This window comes from Flavitalea sp. (genome assembly GCF_035489435.1).
In the GTDB taxonomy this organism is placed as follows: Bacteria; Bacteroidota; Bacteroidia; order Chitinophagales; family Chitinophagaceae; genus DATHKG01.
Map to the genome: position 1 here is coordinate 37073 of NZ_DATHKG010000015.1, position 16918 is coordinate 53990.

Here is a 16918-nt window from a genome sequence, read left to right on the forward strand (position 1 = left end):
GTTTAAAAGTTAAATCTACCCTGTTACCCATTTATTCTGAAGAAATGACAAACCTGGCAAAACTCCGAATTTCATTAACCATCATCATTCTTTCTTTTATCAGTACCGGAGCAAAAGCTCAGACACCTAAGCTTACCCGGTATTTTGATTCGTTATGGGCGCCCGCTAATAAAGGTTCTGCATTCTTTTATACAGAAATGGAGAAAGTCAGTGCAGGATACAATTGTGTCTCCTACTGGGTGAGATCGGGAAAGCTGAATTGTAAATCTTTTTATAATGATACCATCTTCTCAAAAGCAAGTGGCTTGTTGTTGAGGTACTACGAAACCGGGCAAACAGAAGATTCAACAATTTATAATGGAGATGGTATTTTGAATGATACTTATCATTATTATCCGGACGGGAAATTACATGTTCACCATCGCATCAATCCTAAATCAAAAAAGTCAATAACGGAAGCTTTTGATGTTAAAGGCAGGCTGATTGAAGACTTTGTTTTTATTGAAGAAGCGTCTTTTTCTACGGGTGCTGCAGATTGGAAAGCTTATCTCAATGATAATATTCAAACAAGGAATTTAATAAAACTAGGCGCACCTCCGGGTAGCTATGAATTAAGGGTGAGGTTTATGATAAACAAAAATGGGAAGCCTGTAAATGTTGAAGCGATAAACACACCTGGATATGGTATGGAGGAGGAAGCCCGCCGTTTAGTTATGAAATCCCCAAAATGGAAACCCGCAATTTATTTAAATAAACCAGTTGAAGCCTGGTTTATACAACCTGTTGTAATTATTATAAAAGATGAAACAAAAGAAGAAAAACAATCTCGAAAAACAGCTTCATAAAACCTGCATTCTCTTTCCAGTTTGCTAACTCATTATATTCATGTATACTTGTTAAGGTAATTGAGGAGATCCCAAAGCAGATCTTCCTGCCTATACAAAAGCAACATGAGTAAAAAAACTTTCCAGGGTAGAAATATATTCTATCTTTTTGGCCTTGTGGCAATTATTGCCGTGCTATCCTGTAAGAACCGTAAGGATGTTCCCCATGATTACAGCGGTTGGCCCGCTTATGCCGGCTCTAAGGACGGTATTCGATATTCATCTAATGACGAGATTAATAAAAAAAATGTTTCTACTCTCAAATTAGCATGGAGTTATAGCTCCGGAGATAAAGACACTGGTAGCCGCTCACAGATCCAATGCAATCCGATCGTAATCGAAGGTATTCTCTACGGTGTTTCTCCTCAATTGAAATTATTTGCCCTGGATGCTGCAAGCGGTATTCAAAAATGGCGTTTTGATCCTGCAAAAGAAGATACTGCTACAGCAAAAATTCCAAATGCTTTTTTCCAGGTGAGCCGCGGAGTAATATATTGGGCAGATGAGGCTGGTGAAAACAAACGTATCTTTTATGGTGCAGGTTCCAAAATTTATGCAATTGATTTAAAGGAAGGCAAACCCGTAAGAAGTTTTGGGAAAAACGGGCATATCGATTTTGCGGATAACGCCGGAAGGAAACAGGGAACATACAATCCCTATATAGTAGTCACTACGCCCGGAGTAGTATATAAAAATCTTTTGATTTCGGGTATGCGTGTGGGTGAGTCTGCTGATGCTGCACCAGGTTCTATCCGGGCTTTTGATGCCAGGACTGGTCAACTTGCCTGGACATTTAACACGATACCGCAGCCTGGTGAAAAAGGCTATGAAACCTGGCCCGATAAAGATGCCTGGAAAAAACTGGGCGGAGCTAACAGCTGGGGTGGGATGGCCCTGGATGAAGAGACTGGGGTGGTCTATATTCCAACCGGCTCGGTGAGTGGAGACTTTTATGGTGGTGTTCGCAAAGGACAAAATTTATATGGGAACAGCCTTATTGCTCTTGAAGCTTCCACTGGCAAATACATCTGGCATTATCAAACTATTCATCATGATCTATGGGATCGTGATCTGCCGACCAACCCAAATCTTATCACAATAAAAAAAGATGGAAAAAATATTGATGCAATTGCACAGATAACCAAACATGGTTATGTGTTTTTATTTGACCGGAAAAATGGTGAGCCTGTGTTCCCGATTGAAGAGAAGCCGTTTCCAGGATCTGATCTCCCAGGCGAACAAACCTGGCCTACTCAACCAATTCCAACCTTGCCTGAACCATTTGCGAGGCAAACATTTGATTCATCTGATGTAACAGATCTTGACCCGGAAACCCACCGGGATATGATGGAAAAATATCTCAAAGTAAAACGCAAAGGAATGTTTGAACCACCAGGAAAAGATGGCTCCTGGATATTCCCTGGATTTGATGGAGGAGGAGAATGGGGTGGGGCAGCTGTTGATCCTGAAACGGGTATTTTATATATCAACAGCTCAGAGTTACCCTGGGCGCTGACAATGATCGATGTGCCGAAAAAAACATCAGATAGATCTCTCAGGGGAATCGGTCGTGATGTTTATGGAAAATATTGTCTGAGCTGTCATGGTACCGGACTTAAAGGCAACGGCAGTTCGTTTCCATCATTGCTTAATCTTGAAAAAAAATATAACGAGGAGAAGCTCAGTGCGATCATTTCAAACGGAAGAAACATGATGCCAGCTTTCAAACAAATTGCTGACAATGATAAAAAAGCGTTGATAACTTATTTATTAAATGTTGAATCCAAAGAGCCAGGTGATGAAGTAAAAATTGTTAAATCAGGTTCTGCACGAAAAGATGATGTCATTGCGGTGGCAGCAACCTCGATACTGGATGAGATACCATTCACCATGACAGGTTATAACAGGTTCAATGATAAAAATGGTTATCCGGGTATTAAACCACCGTGGGGAACATTAAATGCCGTTGATCTTAACAGTGGCAAATTACTTTGGAAAGTGTCATTGGGTGAGTATGCCGAACTTACCAAAAAAGGAATACCCGTTACCGGAACGGAGGGTTATGGCGGACCTGTCGTGACCAAAGGTGGGCTGGTATTTATTGCAGCTTCAAAAGACGCTAAAATAAGGGCATTCGATAAAGCCACAGGGAAGGTTTTATGGGAAGCATCATTGCCGGCAGCCGGTTTTGCAACCCCGGCAGTTTATGCAGTTAATGGAAAACAATATGTAGTGATTGCCTGCGGTGGTGGTAAGATTGGTACTAAAAGCGGCGATCAGTTTCTTGCATTTTCTTTGCCTTGATGGGCCAGTACATTTAATATTCTTAAATTAACATTATGAAACACCCATCAAGGAGAAACTTTTTAAAAAATGCAGCATTAACTGGTGCAGCTGCCTGGGTAAACCCGGTAAGCGCATTTTCAGACATCGATAACATTCAAGGCGGCCAGGCGAAAACAGAGGATCTTATCATCGGGCATGGCAGCTACAGGTACAAGGTTGATAAAGCCTGGGCAAAGATCAATGCCGGGACAACTCCGCTTGCCAACTGTCATGAGATGGTGCAAGACTCTAAAGGCAACCTGATAATGCTTGGTGATGAACCAAAAAATAATGTACTGATTTTTGATAAAAGCGGTAAGCTCATTGATACCTGGGGACATGGATTTCCAGGTGGACATGGATTGTCAATCTCAAACGAAGGAGGAACGGATTACCTGATGATCACAGACTGTGGTTATTTCAATAACCCGAAAGGTGGTGGTAACAGCCAGGCAGGACAAGTTGTAAAGATGACCACAGATGGAAGACTTGTGTTTGCAATCGGACACCCGCGCACAATCGGTATTTACAAAGATGAAGAGCCGTTCAGGCCAACCGAGACTGCCGTAGCACCCAATGGTGATATCTATGTTGCTGATGGTTATGGTTCAGATTATATTATCCATTATAACAGCAAAGGCCAATATATCAGGCATTTTGGAGGGCATAACAATTCGAATCCGGATCATAACCTTCGCAATGCACATGGGGTTACTGTTGACAACAGGCAAAAAGATAAACCGGTTTTGATCTGTACATCAAGGGAAGAAAATTGTTTCAAAGTTTTTTCAATGGATGGCAAATATTTGAATAAGATTGATATGCCTGGTATGTATGTTTGTCGTGCGGTAATAAACGGTGAAAATCTTTATGCAGGTACCTGTTGGTCCAAAGATGCGAACGGGAAACGAAAAGACCGTTCGGGCTTTGTAACTATCCTTGACAAAAAGAACCAGGTAATTTCAAATCCTGGAGGCAAATCTCCGGATTATAAACAAGGATTACTTCAGCCCGTATTGCAGGATGAATCAGCCGTGTTTGCTCATTGTCATGATGTTTGTATAGATGATGAGAAAAATTTGTATGTCTGCCAGTGGAACGCCAACCAGACACCCCCTGTAAAGCTTACACTTGTATCCTGATGCCATGAAACTTCAGTTACCAATACGGATAATTTTGGAAGCGCCCCCGGCGGGAGTGGATTACGGAATTCAAAAAGGCAGTGGAAACAATTATGAAACAATTGAAAAGCAAAGGTCTGATGGCCGCGATCTGCAATTCAATTTTTCTATTATGATAAAAAATACCGACCCCTCTTCCCCTGACTTTTCGGGTCCATTTGTGCAGGGTCCCGCCGGTGAACGTTTTATTTATATTGATATAGGAACAACTGCGGGCCAGTTTGGCACTTCATGGAGTCGTCGGCTAAAAATTCCCCTAAAAAACATCTCTATGGAAACACCTGATGTATTATCAGGAAATTCAACCGTCATAATGGTTACAAAGGTTCCGGGAACCGGTAAAGACGGTGGTCCAAACTGTGCTACTGTAAAACCTTTCGCAGGCTGGCATTTTATAAACAATGACCCAATCACGAAATGATAAAAACACCAGGCTATTCGGGAACTCCACTCGCAAAAAAACTCGGTATTAAACTGGGCTTCGTGGTAAGATTGATTGGTCAACCCGATTATTATTTTGACCTTTTTACGGATCTGCCTGAAGATGTTCTTTTCGAGTCAAAGAAAAAGGGCGTGAAAAACCTGGTACATTTAAATACAATGAAATTTATCAAGAAAACTCTCCAATGTTTTTTGCTCTTATTAGTAATATGTTTTGTAATTTATATATGGAAGTTTTGCCCATAATCTCTGGACGCGTAGCAAAAGAAATGTGTTCGGATATTTTTGTCTCAGGTAGAACTCCAGAAGATATAGCAAAACACGAAACAAGTATTTTCCCTTATAATTTGGCTTCCTATTCTGTGAATATTGAAGATAGTTCTGTAAGTGTGTCGGTGTTAGGGTTTGCCAAAAGAAGGGCGATTTATAGGGATGGTCTGGGAGCAACATTAATTAGTCGAATCAGTGAAAATGAATTAAGAAGGCAATCCTTAAATATTATAAGCAGGACGTCCGCTTATCAGGATTCAACCCCTTTTCCTCAAGGAGATCTTATCGATGACAAAAAACCTAAGGGTGTCGACACAGCTGTATTAGAGTCTGCAATTAATTATGCATTTCATGAGCCTCACAATGAAAACCAACGACAAACAAGGGCTGTGATAGTTGTGTACATGGGAAAAGTAATCGCTGAACGGTATGCGGATGGTTATTCAATCAAGTCAAAACAATTAGGCTGGTCGATGACCAAGGGGATTATAAATGCAATGATTGGCATTTTGGTCCAGCAAGGAAAACTAAATATAAATTCACCCGCCCCTATTGAAGAATGGAAAAATGACGAGAGGAAAAAAATTACAATTGCTAATCTAATGCATATGGACAGTGGATTGCAATTCTGGTGGTTTCCAGCTGGACCTAGCGATCTGACAAATATGTTGTTTAAAGAAGGGAATATGAGCGATTTTGCAATTAATAATAAATTTACAGCTACAGCTTCGAAAGCGGTGAATTCAAGTAAAGGCGGGAAATATGGTGCTTTATGGTGGACGAATGAAGCAGATAATAATAATAATAATAAAAAGTACATTAATGTACCATCTGATTGTTTTTCATGTCAGGGTTATGACGGGCAGTTCGTTTGGGTGATCCCATCAAAAAAATTAGTAGTTGTCAGATTGAGTTTTGAACGCGGCGACCCTTTAGATCCAAACATTTTGCTGTCCCAGATTATTGAAGCATTGCCAGAGTAATTACGCCTCAACTTAGCATCCATCAGATATTAAGTGTTTATTTCTCAAAATGCATGTGTTTCTGTTATTAAGTGATGAGATCATTTTTTATCGCAACTAATACCTTTGAATTATCTCTCTTAAGGCTAAAAGCTGCTTTTTATCTTAAATAACTCAAAACAATATATATAAGAATGTACAGGTTTTAGTAGATTCGGCCAACGCAACCAACGCCAATTTATGACTGATCTGAGGAACTCAGCGTTTGACCTGTTTCATTTTTTTGATCTTACCCCGGATCTTGTCTGTATAGCCAGCAGAGATGGTTTTTTTCGTCATGTAAATCACGCCGTTGTCAATTGCCTGGGATACAGCCTGGAAGAATTGTTGGCTGTACCGATTTCTACTTTTATTCATCCGGACGATAAAGAAGCTACCAGCAGAACACGATTCAATATGTTGGGAGGGAAGCCATTGACAAATTTCCAAAACAGGTACCTCACCAAAAATGGTTCTATTGTATGGCTACACTGGACATCTATATATATCCCTGAAAAAGGCCTGGTGTTTGCGATTGCCAAAGATGTGACTGCCAGGAAACAATCCGAACAACAGGTTGAAGAAAATGTTAAGAAATTTAAAAGTCTTGCAACCCATTTCAAGTACAGCCAGGAGAAAGACCGGAAATATCTTGCCAGCGAATTACATGAGGAACTTGCGCAGCTGGCTTCAATTGTCAGTATCGATCTCAACTGGATATATAAAAATACTTCTTCATTACCTGTAGCTTCAAAAGCAAAGCTCGAGCATGTTATTTCAGTTTCTGATAACCTCATCAGGTCAATCCGGAAACTGTCATATTCGCTTAGTCCTGATATGCTTGAAAAACTTGGCCTTGATGAAACACTTCAATGGTTAAGCGATGAATTTTATATTCTGCACGGTATATACTGTGAGTATATAAGCAATATCAACATAGAGCACCTGCCACATGAAATTAAGCTTGATCTTTTTCGTATCTGCCAGGAAGCATTAAGTAATGTGCTCTATTACGCGGAAGCGACGAGCATTAAAATCATGATAGAAAAGCAGGACGACCTGGTTTGTTTATCAATCTACGATAACGGCAGGGGTCTGCAAATGGAATATCGCGGAGAAACAGCTGCGATTAAGGAAATCAAGGAAAGAGTTGCTTCGATTGACGGGCAACTATCTATTGAAGCAGAGCCAGGCAAAGGAACAACAATCTCCGTCTCGATTTATCCACCTTTGCATTAACCTGCACCGGAATTTGGAAAATATTTGTACCTTATCGATTCCGTTGATCTGAAAGATTAGTTGCCATCGGCCATTGCTCACCATAAAATTGCCATATGAATTACCTTACGCTGCCTTCATTAAATAACAGTATTTATGTTGCGGAAACTGTTAAACAACAGTTCAGAAATGACGGTCACGTCCTGATAAATGGATTGCTTGACAGGGATGAATGCGGAGCCTACCGGTCTGCAATAAACGATGCTGCCTATAAATACAATACTGAAAAACGTAAAATGGAAGAGCGGGATACTTATGGCAAAGCTTTTTTACAAATTATGAATCTCTGGGAGGTGGATGAAGCAGTCAAATCATTTACACTGGCCAAACGTTTCGCCAGTGTAGCGGCTCAACTGCTGGGTGTGCCTTCGGTAAGACTTTATCATGACCAGGCGCTCTATAAAGAATCGGGTGGGGGATTCACACCCTGGCACCAGGATCAGTATTACTGGCCGCTTGACACCTCAGCGACCGTAACCATGTGGATGCCGCTTGTTGATATCACCATTGACATGGGAATGCTCACCTTCGCATCAGGATCTCATAAAGAAGGTGCCGTAAAAAACGTTGCAATTTCAGATGAATCTGAAAAAGAATTGAATGAGCATATCAGCAAAAAAGGTTACAGGATCAGCCGGCCTTCAACCATGAAAGCCGGTGATGCAAGCTATCACTACGGATGGACCTTACATTCAGCACCAGGAAACAACTCTCCGGTCACCAGGGAGGTCATGACCGTTATTTATTATGCAGATGGTGCAAAGATCACCAAACCCATTAACGAACATCAGGAAGCTGACAGGCAGCGCTGGCTTTCTGGCGGGCAACCCGGCGAAACGGCTGCCTCAAAATTAAATCCGTTGATTTGATTGCAACGATTTCCTGAACCTGGTTGTCAGGCCAAAAAACCTTTATGCTCAAAATCCGGTTTGTTTTATTCTTCATTGTTGTTTCAAGTTATAGCTGCAAAAAAGAAAGTAACACTGGCGCTGCTTCCCAGGATGGATTGAATGGCCGCTGGAAGATGACAGCCGTGTTGGATAAAAGCCCCTCCACAATGCTTACCCCTCCGCCGGGATTCGACGGCAAGGTTTATCTTGAATTTACCGGTGACACATTTACCGGTAAAACGATGAAAAATACAATAAGTAACGGAATCCTGAAAGTAAATAAGCGTGATTCGATAACCTTTGGCAGCTATAGCTCTACCCTGGTAGTAGAAGATCAATGGGGTGGCGCCTTTATGACCATGCTTGGATCCTGTATGCTGCAATCCTATTATCCTTGTCGTCCTTCCACTATTACCTGGAAATCTCCAAAGCGAATCGAAATCAATACAGCAATGCGGTATACCATTACTCTTGAAAAATTTTAGACCCTGATCTCCCAGGTCCGGATCCTTTAATCATCGTTCAACTTAAAAATAAATTTGGGCAACTAATCGGTTGCTCTTATATTTGCAACTGATCGGTTGCGAGATAATAAATAACCTGATCACAGTTTATGAGAAGAGATGTGTTCCAGGCAATTGCCGACCCTACCCGCCGCGCCATTTTAAGTTTGATTGCCTTGGAGGCTATGACGCCGAATGCTATTGCAGAACATTTTGACAGCACCCGGCAGGCAGTATCTAAACATATAAAGATTCTGTCGGAATGCGAGTTGTTAGAAGAAACGAAAAGCGGGCGTGAAATTTATTATCATTTCAATGTCAACAAAATGAAAGAAGTCGATAACTGGCTGGAGCAATTCCGGTCAATGTGGGAAGATCGGTTCATGAATCTTGATAGTGTTTTGAAAAAAATTAAAACCAAATAACATGGAAACAAAAAATCAAATGCAGATCGTGAAAGATGTACCAAACAAGAAAATCACCATCACACGCATATTTGATGCGGCACCCGCTGAAGTCTGGAAAGCCTGGACGGAAAGCGAATTGTTAGATCAGTAGTGGGCGCCAAAACCATGGAAAGCTGAAACGAAAAAAATGGATTTTAAAGAAGGTGGCTATTGGCTCTATGCCATGGTTGGACCAGATAATACGAGGCATTGGGCAAGGATTGACTTTTCTGCTATCAATCCAAAGAAAAGCTATGAAGGCATTGATACATTTTGTGATGAAAATGGCATACCTAATCCTGAAATGCCAAAGATGTCATGGAAAAATACTTTTGAATTGACAGAAGGAGGCACAAAACTGACCGTTGAAATTTCCTTCCAGAAAGAAGCCGATATCAAACAGATGATGGATATGGGCTTTGAACAAGGCTTCGCTTCAGCGCTTGATAATTTAGATGAAACATTAAGAGAATTATGAATTATGAGTTATGAGTTATGAAAGAGTGACGAGTAGTTGAGTTATGAGTGGAAATACATTCATAACTCACTCATCACTCATAACTCATAATTCTCTTAAATGTTTTTTCTTCTTTGCTCCTAAGTACATATCAAGTAACATCAGTCCTAAAACTGTATTGATCATCAGGAACACATTTGTATAAGCACTGTTAAACAGCTTATCATAATTCACAGATTCGATGTTAAAAGGTAATACCGATTTTGCATCGCTGGTCCAGGTAGCCTGGCTGAATGCATAAATAAAAAATCCGACTATTGTGAGAATAAAGAATCCACCAATGCCCCAGATGATTTTTTGATTCAGGTATTTTTTTGAAGCTGGTGTGATCTGGAGACGGCCGATCTCTTCCATTACATTGCGCGTAAAACTCATAGACGGAACTTCAAGCTCAAAGTTTTCCTGCATCAGGCTGTGTACCTGCAAAAGCTCTGCATATTTCTCCCGCCAGGCCTGGTTGGTTTGAACAAGATTCTGCACAAAGGAATTTTCCTCGACGGAGAGGTTTCCATCGATATAATCCCAGATCCTTGCCTCAATATGCTGCTCCGTGTTCATAAAATGAGTTTTAATAATGTTAATCTGTGTTGTTAATCTGTGTTGTTAATCTACGTAGTTAATCTGTGTTGTTAATCTGCGTTGTTAATCTACGTTGTTGATCTGCGTTGTTAATCTGCTTTGGTTTTAATTGAGCATATCTCTTAATTCCTGTTTGAAATGGGTCTGCATTTTTTCTTTCAGTCTTGCCCTTGCCCGATGCAACCGGACCTTCACAGCATTCGCTTCAATTCCCATTACCACACTAATTTCTTCAAGGCTTTGTTCACCTTTATAAAATAAGGTAAGGATATTTGCATCGTCGCTGCTTAATAGTTGTATGGCTTCGTTGACCATTGATTGCCTGGATTTTGTTTCCATCTGGTTCGCATTGAAACCTGAATCCTGGTTCTCAACAACCGCCATTACTTTCTCATTATCAAGGGATCGAATGTCCAGTTTCTTTTTTCTTAAGAAGCTAAGACAAGAGGTAGTGGTGATGGTAAATAACCAGGTACTGAATTTCGATTCGCCCCTGAAATTACTCAATGATTTATAAGCTTTTACAAAAGCATCCTGTGCAATCTCTTCCGCGTCCTCACGGTTAGGGGTATATCTAAGCGTGATGGTAAAAACGAAATTCTGGTATCGTTTCACCAATTCAGAAAAGCTCCGGGTATCTCCGGCGAGGGTCCTTTCGATTATGTCCGTATCAGTTGGTCCCGAAGTCATTATAGTAGTCAGACGCTTTGTGATGAAGCCAGGTTACATCAAACAGGCAGGTTTTTTAGAGCGATTTACCGCTGAGGCCATAGCCTGAGCCGGAAAAGAGCTGTTTCATAACGTAAATTACAGCTTTTCCCAGAACGGGTAAATAAAGACAACTGGACGGATTTTACACTGTAAACGCGGTATAACAGGAGCGAATCGGAATTTTTTTGAGTTGACTGTAACCTGCCACTTTCAGATGTAGTCATAGTTGTGTTCTGAAGAAAACAGAACGGTAAAAAAAAATCTGAAAAAAGCTGTAACCCCGGGATCAATGCTGTAGTCAGATATTTTGAACCCTTACCCTTAACTTTTAAAATTTGTTTTATGCACGAGTTAATCCCAATAGTAATGTTCGCAGGTTTTTTTGCAATGGTTTTTGGAATCGTTTACCTCAGAACCCGTCAAAACCTGGCTATGATTGAAAAAGGAATGAACCCTAAACAATTTAACAACAGACCAGTTCCCTATCTGAACCTTAAATGGGGTCTGTTATTGATTGGATCTGGCCTCGGTCTCCTGATTGCTTATATCGCTGATTTGAGTGTTGCAGTAATCGATGGCGAAGAAAATCCAACCATTTATTTTGCTTTGATTGCAATCTTTGGTGGTTTCGGCCTGATAGCTTCTTACCGCATCGAAAAGAAAGAATTGCTTGACAGGGAAATCAGGGCTTAATTATCATCCCGGAAAACATCCTTCCTTCAATATAAATTTCAAACCCAAATCGGCATCTGCCTGATCTGGGTTTTTTTCTGAGTTACATCATTAAAATATCTGAATTACTACATCAAAATAGTTATGTCATCAAAGCCTGATTAACTAATTTGCGCCCGGCTTAATTCTCAAACTATGCAGGAATTTAAAACCGTTAAAGAATCACAGACAACACTGACAGAACTTATGATCCCGTCTTATGCCAATTTTGGTGGAAAGATCCATGGCGGCATTATTATGAGCCTGATGGATAAGGTAGCTTATGTGTGTGCTGCAAAACATGCCGGTAACTATTGTGTAACTGCTTCAGTTGATGATATAAATTTTCTTGCGCCGGTTGGAGTGGGAGAGCTCGTGTCGTTACACGCTTCTATTAATCATGTCGGAAAAACTTCGATGGTTGTGGGAATCAGGGTCACTTCTCAAAATGTAAAAACCGGTACTGTGCAACATACAAATACCAGCTATTTTACAATGATTGCTATGGACGAGCATAATCAACCTTTCATGGTTCCGGGGTTAATTCTTAAAACACAGGAACAGGTAAGACGTTTTTACCAGGCACACAATAGGAAGGAACTGAATAAATTTTATGCAACTGAAGCAAAAAGGCTTAAGAGTTCTTTCGAGATAAAAAAATCCATGGAGCTTATCAAAAATGAGCGCTGTCGTATTGAACTTGATTGAGCCGAAAAAATTCTCCGGCTTCAATCTGAATTCTGCCAAATTAATCTGAATTCTGCCAAATTAATCTGAATTTTCCTCATCAATCTGAATTCTCCCAGCTTACTATTTGTACTCAATCCTCATAACATATAACAGTTGCCTTTCGTCCAAATAAGATTAGCCTTGCCAGCCAGGAGTCAAATCTTATAAAGCAAAAAAAAATCAAAAAGATTAAGCATTGTTGTGTAACCTCACGGGTCCTGGCCGGGTCTTACTATGGTTGCCGCCGCGACCGACTGCAGGCTCACTATTTTAAACCTTAACAACAATTTTATGCAGGAGACTTCCAGGATCAACCGTATTGTTTGGGGCATATCTATGATTTGTGCCCCGCTATTATTTGGCATTTCAACTTTTTTATGGCGGGATGGCCAATACGGTGCATACGGGGGAACATTCGTTGTGATGGCAACTGTATTCTGGATCGCAGCGTTTATCGGTTTGTTTGACCTGCTGAAATCAAAAACGCCGGTTTATGCTTCCCTGGGATTGTTTATAGCAATCGCGGGCTGTATTTCCGGGGCGAACTTCGGATTTGCGGGTGCATATAATGATATCTTTAGCATTTCGCATGCGCATTACCTGGAACAACTTGCAGCGTTTCCGGCGGTTGCCGGGATCCTGTTATTCTGGTCAGGTCCGATATTTCCTTTGAGTTTGTTTGTGTTGGGTATCGTACTCGTAAGGACAAAGTCGGCACCTGTATGGACGGGCATCCTGATAAGTATCTCAGGTTTAGCGTTTCCATTGAGCCGTATTCCACGTATTGAATGGATAGCACATGTTTGCGATGCCCTGATGTTTATTCCATTTTGTTATCTGGGCTTTGTGTATTTCCTTGGAACAATACCGGTAGGGAAGCTGCAAAAAATTTAACGTTAAATATAGGGGCTACACGTCTAATATCTGGCTGAGCATCTTGTATCACGGCTTAGCTTCTAAAACCAGCCAGGACTTACCGTCTATTATCAGGCAGGTTGTTTCTTTACTTCAGCTATAGCGCGAATCACCGCCTGATCATACTGGTTATGAACTTCATAATAACCCTGCATTCTCCAGAGCTGCCTGGCCATCCAGGTCTTAATTCTTTTCTGAACCTCGCGCTTGTCGGCTGCAGAAAGATTTTCGAGATTCACATTTTCATTCTTCATAAATGTCACTAAATGGTTCCAGGCATCAGTTGAATCCCGGAATCCTGAAGCGAATTCCGCCGGAGTTTTAAACTTATTGAAATAATCCTTCCGGTCGATATAATACTGGTAAATAAAACGTGTAAACTTTCCATCATAAAACAATGGGCCCATGGCTGGTGAAAATGCCGTTGTATCAAAAGGAACAAACACGTCTGGGGTAATGCCACCCCCACCGTAAACCGTACGGCCTCCTTTTGTTTTAAATGGCTTGCCAAATGCTTCCTTAAGTGTATCTGCATGTACCACTTCGCCATTGTGAAAACGCGTTGTCACCTCATCCTGGTAAGCGGCCCTGCCTGCTGCATATGATTTTTGAATACTGCGGCCGGCAGGCGTATAGTACCTTGCAACCGTAAGCCGGAGTGCCGCACCATTGCTCAGGTTATATTGTTCCTGCACCAGGCCCTTGCCGAATGTACGCCGGCCGATAATTGTGCCGCGGTCCCAATCCTGGACGGCACCAGCCAAAACCTCGCTTGCCGAGGCTGAGCCCTCATCGACCAGTATCACCAGTTTCCCGGCCTCAAAAAGCCCCGGACGTTTGCTGTTAAAATCAATCCGCGGTTGTTTATCGCCCTGCGTATATACAATCAGTTTATCCCCGTCAAGGAATTCATCAGCCATATTTACAGCTTCATTCAAAATTCCTCCTCCATTACCCCGGAGATCAAGAACCAGGTTTTTCATACCCAACTTCTGCAATTTTTCCAGTGAATACATGAACTCACGATAAGTTGTGCCTGAAAAACGACCGACATGTATCAGCCCTGTTGTACTATCAACAAGATAAGCCGCATCAACCGAATATAAGGGAATGGTGCCTCGCGTGATCGTGACCGGTAGCTGCTGGTTACCGCGAACTATCAATACATTAACGGGCGATCCACGTTCGCCGCGCAATAGCTTTTTTATCTTATCAGAACTTATTTTCACCCCCGCTACAACAGAATCCCCCACTTTAATAAACTTATCGCCAACCTTCAGACCTGCTTTTTCACTGGGTCCTTCAGTTGAAACATTCGTCACATTTACGGTGTCATTGATGATAAGAAATTCCACCCCAATGCCTTCGAAATTGCCCTGCAGGTCTTCATTTACCTCAGCAAGATGAACGGCAGGGATGAATATTGAATGTGGATCGAGATGGGTAAGCATGGCCTGGACAGCATCTTCTGTTAAAGAATCTGTATCTACAGGATCTACATATCTTTTATTCACAAGGTCCACCACTTCCTGCAATGATGAACGTTTTGAGGAAGCAAAAAAGCCTTGGGTTGAAGGGATGTTTTCGCGCAATTTATATCCGATTCTCATGCCCACAATCATTACTATTGCAAAAAGTAATGGTAACCAAACCTGCAGTTTTTTCATCTAGACGAAGGTAGTTTTTGTAAAATTTGCGGCTAAGTTCATAATTAATTCTCAATTTCGAACTTTACCTTCGTCGACTGGCAGGCAAAACAATAAATAAAGTTTGATATGGCTATTTTAATCGCAGACAGTGGTGCTACGAAATGTGAATGGTGTTATATAGATGACAATAAACGAAAAAAGCGGTTTTCCACCCAGGGTATAAGCCCATATTTCCTTAATACAGATGAAATTGAGACCCTGTTGAAGCTGGAGCTGGTTCCTGGTTTGAAAAAATCAGTACCTGACCGGGTATTTTACTATGGCACTGGCTGCAAAAATCCGGATAATGTTAAGAGTATCAAAAAAGCGATATCCAGGGTATTTAAAACTTCAAAAATAGAGGTCGCTACAGACCTGATGGCAGCTGCCAGGGCATTATGTGGGGACGATAAAGGCATTGTAAGCATTCTTGGCACCGGTAGCAATAGTTGCTATTTTGATGGTAAAAAAATAAAAAAGAACAGCCCGGGGCTCGGCTACGTACTTGGTGATGAAGGCAGCGGTGCCTACCTGGGGAAAAAAGTTTTACAATACTATCTCTACAATACTTTTGACGAAGAACTGCGTTACAAGTTCGACCTTAAATACAACACAAACGATCTCGCGATCCTGGACCAGGTCTATAAACATCCACTTCCCAATAAATATCTTGCTGGTTTCACGCTTTTTCTTGTTGAAAACCGCGGACATTATATGATTGAAAATATCATTGAAGACGGTCTTAATGATTTTTTCTTTACCCATCTTTGTAAATATGGTGAAAGCTGGAAGCTGCCTATGTATTTTGTTGGAAGTGTTGCTTATGGTTTCAAAGATGTAATTCGAGACCTTTGCAGCGGTTATGAATTTGAATTCGGTAAAATCCTGCGGGCACCGATGGAAGGATTAATCGAATATCATAACAATTAATAATCTTTGATATGAGAACTACCTTTGCGTCCCCCACAACAATCAATTTTTATTTCAATAGCTATTCATGGATGATTTTAATAAGGTAACGGAGCAGTCAAGCAATTACAGGCATCTTGATAAAATGGACATAACGCAGTTATTGAAGCTTATCAATGATGAAGATAAAACCGTTCCAGCTGCTGTGGAGAAGTCATTGCCACAGATTGAAAAGCTGGTTGCCGTTGTGGTAGACAGAATGCTGGCCGGTGGTCGTATGTTCTATGTCGGTGCCGGAACCAGCGGACGGTTGGGCATCCTTGATGCAAGTGAAATTCCACCAACTTTCGGAATGCCTTTCGACCTGGTTATAGGATTGATAGCCGGTGGTGAGCGCGCCATACAGCGCCCTGTAGAAATGGCCGAAGACAGCTGGGAACAGGGTTGGCTTGATCTGAAAGAACATGATGTAAACGAAAAAGATGTTGTGATAGGTATTGCCGCAAGTGGTACCACCCCTTATGTGATTGGTGCCCTGAATGAGTGCCGCAAAAATGGAATTGCAACTGGTTCCATCGCCTGTAATGAAGGTTCCCCGCTTGCCGCAGCCGCAGACTACCCCATTGAAGTAGTGGTAGGTCCGGAATTTGTTACCGGTAGTACAAGAATGAAAAGTGGCACAGCACAAAAGCTGGTGCTTAATATGATTTCGACTACCGTCATGATACAGATCGGAAGGGTTGAAGACAATAAGATGGTGAACATGCAGCTATCTAACAGCAAACTGGTAGACCGTGGCACGCGTATGGTGATGGATCAGACAGGCATGACCGATTATGAAGAAGCAAAGAAATTATTACTACGATTTGGCAGTGTAAAAAAGGCCGTTGATTCGTTAAAATTTAACTGATTAATAGTGGTCCTGCACAATAAAAAAAAT

General features: G+C 41.4%; 18 protein-coding genes and 1 pseudogene. 16 read left to right on the plus strand and 3 right to left on the minus strand.

All coding sequences use genetic code 11. From position 1 onward, the window contains the following. The first annotated feature begins 44 nt into the window (after positions 1–44). The 11 genes and pseudogenes from VK664_RS01590 to VK664_RS01640 all read left to right on the plus strand — a co-directional run. Positions 45–845 (plus strand): energy transducer TonB, encoded by an 801-nt coding sequence (locus tag VK664_RS01590; RefSeq protein WP_461396843.1) that lies wholly within the window; start codon positions 45–47, stop codon positions 843–845. Between the two features lie 105 nt (positions 846–950). Beyond that, a complete protein-coding gene (locus VK664_RS01595) occupies positions 951–3188 on the plus strand; it encodes an outer membrane protein assembly factor BamB family protein (protein WP_461396844.1) in 2238 nt (745 codons plus the stop codon). A 35-nt stretch (positions 3189–3223) separates the two neighbouring features. Further along, entirely contained in the window at positions 3224–4351 is a 1128-nt protein-coding gene (locus VK664_RS01600; protein ID WP_461396845.1) for a twin-arginine translocation signal domain-containing protein, read from the plus strand. 4 nt (positions 4352–4355) lie between these two features. Further along, complete coding sequence (locus tag VK664_RS01605) at positions 4356–4811, plus strand: DUF5990 family protein (RefSeq protein WP_461396846.1); 456 nt, start codon at positions 4356–4358, stop codon at positions 4809–4811. Between the two features lie 205 nt (positions 4812–5016). After that, on the plus strand, positions 5017–6084 hold the full coding sequence (locus VK664_RS01610) for a serine hydrolase (protein ID WP_461396847.1): 1068 nt from the start codon (positions 5017–5019) through the stop codon (positions 6082–6084). Between the two features lie 219 nt (positions 6085–6303). After that, positions 6304–7341, plus strand: coding sequence for a PAS domain-containing sensor histidine kinase (locus VK664_RS01615; RefSeq protein WP_461396848.1), 1038 nt, complete (start codon positions 6304–6306; stop codon positions 7339–7341). A 95-nt stretch (positions 7342–7436) separates the two neighbouring features. Beyond that, entirely contained in the window at positions 7437–8249 is an 813-nt protein-coding gene (locus VK664_RS01620; RefSeq protein ID WP_461396849.1) for a phytanoyl-CoA dioxygenase family protein, read from the plus strand. Between the two features lie 44 nt (positions 8250–8293). Next, positions 8294–8755: a hypothetical protein gene (locus VK664_RS01625; RefSeq protein ID WP_461396850.1), complete on the plus strand. Its 462-nt coding sequence runs from the start codon at positions 8294–8296 to the stop codon at positions 8753–8755. A 128-nt stretch (positions 8756–8883) separates the two neighbouring features. Further along, on the plus strand, positions 8884–9198 hold the full coding sequence (locus VK664_RS01630) for an ArsR/SmtB family transcription factor (RefSeq protein ID WP_461396851.1): 315 nt from the start codon (positions 8884–8886) through the stop codon (positions 9196–9198). A gap of 1 nt (position 9199) precedes the next feature. Further along, complete coding sequence (locus tag VK664_RS01635) at positions 9200–9331, plus strand: SRPBCC family protein (RefSeq protein WP_461396852.1); 132 nt, start codon at positions 9200–9202, stop codon at positions 9329–9331. A gap of 27 nt (positions 9332–9358) precedes the next feature. Next, positions 9359–9697, plus strand: a pseudogene (locus tag VK664_RS01640) (SRPBCC family protein); the annotation flags it as partial. Positions 9698–9781: 84 nt separating this feature from the next. Here the strand turns inward: VK664_RS01640 and VK664_RS01645 are convergent. Together VK664_RS01645 and VK664_RS01650 are read right to left on the minus strand one after the other, a co-directional pair. Further along, positions 9782–10294, minus strand: coding sequence for an anti-sigma factor family protein (locus tag VK664_RS01645; protein WP_461396853.1), 513 nt, complete (start codon positions 10292–10294; stop codon positions 9782–9784). 126 nt (positions 10295–10420) lie between these two features. Further along, positions 10421–11005: an RNA polymerase sigma factor gene (locus VK664_RS01650; protein WP_461396854.1), complete on the minus strand. Its 585-nt coding sequence runs from the start codon at positions 11003–11005 to the stop codon at positions 10421–10423. A 363-nt stretch (positions 11006–11368) separates the two neighbouring features. Between VK664_RS01650 and VK664_RS01655 the strand changes: the two genes are divergently transcribed. From VK664_RS01655 to VK664_RS01665, 3 genes are all read left to right on the plus strand, one after another. Further along, positions 11369–11719 carry a DUF6249 domain-containing protein gene (locus VK664_RS01655; RefSeq protein WP_461396855.1) on the plus strand — a complete coding sequence of 117 codons (351 nt, stop codon included), beginning with the start codon at positions 11369–11371 and terminating at the stop codon, positions 11717–11719. A 174-nt stretch (positions 11720–11893) separates the two neighbouring features. Continuing rightward, a complete protein-coding gene (locus VK664_RS01660) occupies positions 11894–12445 on the plus strand; it encodes an acyl-CoA thioesterase (RefSeq protein ID WP_461396856.1) in 552 nt (183 codons plus the stop codon). 312 nt (positions 12446–12757) lie between these two features. Then, a complete protein-coding gene (locus VK664_RS01665) occupies positions 12758–13360 on the plus strand; it encodes a hypothetical protein (protein ID WP_461396857.1) in 603 nt (200 codons plus the stop codon). A 92-nt stretch (positions 13361–13452) separates the two neighbouring features. Here the strand turns inward: VK664_RS01665 and VK664_RS01670 are convergent, their stop codons facing one another. Next, the gene (locus VK664_RS01670; RefSeq protein ID WP_461396858.1) at positions 13453–15048 is read right to left on the minus strand and encodes a S41 family peptidase; all 1596 of its coding nucleotides are present in this window, start codon (positions 15046–15048) and stop codon (positions 13453–13455) included. A gap of 108 nt (positions 15049–15156) precedes the next feature. Between VK664_RS01670 and VK664_RS01675 the strand changes: the two genes are divergently transcribed. After that, positions 15157–15999 carry an N-acetylglucosamine kinase gene (locus VK664_RS01675; protein WP_461396859.1) on the plus strand — a complete coding sequence of 281 codons (843 nt, stop codon included), beginning with the start codon at positions 15157–15159 and terminating at the stop codon, positions 15997–15999. A 67-nt stretch (positions 16000–16066) separates the two neighbouring features. Beyond that, complete coding sequence (gene murQ, locus VK664_RS01680) at positions 16067–16888, plus strand: N-acetylmuramic acid 6-phosphate etherase (protein WP_461396860.1); 822 nt, start codon at positions 16067–16069, stop codon at positions 16886–16888. Positions 16889–16918 lie beyond the last annotated feature (30 nt).

Bases quoted from the DNA above. Each gene is read 5' to 3' on its own strand.
- VK664_RS01590 (WP_461396843.1), top strand. From the start codon at position 45: ATGACAAACCTGGCAAAACTCCGAATTTCATTAACCATCATCATTCTT.
- VK664_RS01595 (WP_461396844.1), top strand. From the start codon at position 951: ATGAGTAAAAAAACTTTCCAGGGTAGAAATATATTCTATCTTTTTGGC.
- VK664_RS01600 (WP_461396845.1), top strand. From the start codon at position 3,224: ATGAAACACCCATCAAGGAGAAACTTTTTAAAAAATGCAGCATTAACT.
- VK664_RS01605 (WP_461396846.1), top strand. From the start codon at position 4,356: ATGAAACTTCAGTTACCAATACGGATAATTTTGGAAGCGCCCCCGGCG.
- VK664_RS01610 (WP_461396847.1), top strand. From the start codon at position 5,017: ATGTTTTTTGCTCTTATTAGTAATATGTTTTGTAATTTATATATGGAA.
- VK664_RS01615 (WP_461396848.1), top strand. From the start codon at position 6,304: ATGACTGATCTGAGGAACTCAGCGTTTGACCTGTTTCATTTTTTTGAT.
- VK664_RS01620 (WP_461396849.1), top strand. From the start codon at position 7,437: ATGAATTACCTTACGCTGCCTTCATTAAATAACAGTATTTATGTTGCG.
- VK664_RS01625 (WP_461396850.1), top strand. From the start codon at position 8,294: ATGCTCAAAATCCGGTTTGTTTTATTCTTCATTGTTGTTTCAAGTTAT.
- VK664_RS01630 (WP_461396851.1), top strand. From the start codon at position 8,884: ATGAGAAGAGATGTGTTCCAGGCAATTGCCGACCCTACCCGCCGCGCC.
- VK664_RS01635 (WP_461396852.1), top strand. From the start codon at position 9,200: ATGGAAACAAAAAATCAAATGCAGATCGTGAAAGATGTACCAAACAAG.
- VK664_RS01645 (WP_461396853.1), bottom strand. From the start codon at position 10,294: ATGAACACGGAGCAGCATATTGAGGCAAGGATCTGGGATTATATCGAT.
- VK664_RS01650 (WP_461396854.1), bottom strand. From the start codon at position 11,005: ATGACTTCGGGACCAACTGATACGGACATAATCGAAAGGACCCTCGCC.
- VK664_RS01655 (WP_461396855.1), top strand. From the start codon at position 11,369: ATGCACGAGTTAATCCCAATAGTAATGTTCGCAGGTTTTTTTGCAATG.
- VK664_RS01660 (WP_461396856.1), top strand. From the start codon at position 11,894: ATGCAGGAATTTAAAACCGTTAAAGAATCACAGACAACACTGACAGAA.
- VK664_RS01665 (WP_461396857.1), top strand. From the start codon at position 12,758: ATGCAGGAGACTTCCAGGATCAACCGTATTGTTTGGGGCATATCTATG.
- VK664_RS01670 (WP_461396858.1), bottom strand. From the start codon at position 15,048: ATGAAAAAACTGCAGGTTTGGTTACCATTACTTTTTGCAATAGTAATG.
- VK664_RS01675 (WP_461396859.1), top strand. From the start codon at position 15,157: ATGGCTATTTTAATCGCAGACAGTGGTGCTACGAAATGTGAATGGTGT.
- murQ (WP_461396860.1), top strand. From the start codon at position 16,067: ATGGATGATTTTAATAAGGTAACGGAGCAGTCAAGCAATTACAGGCAT.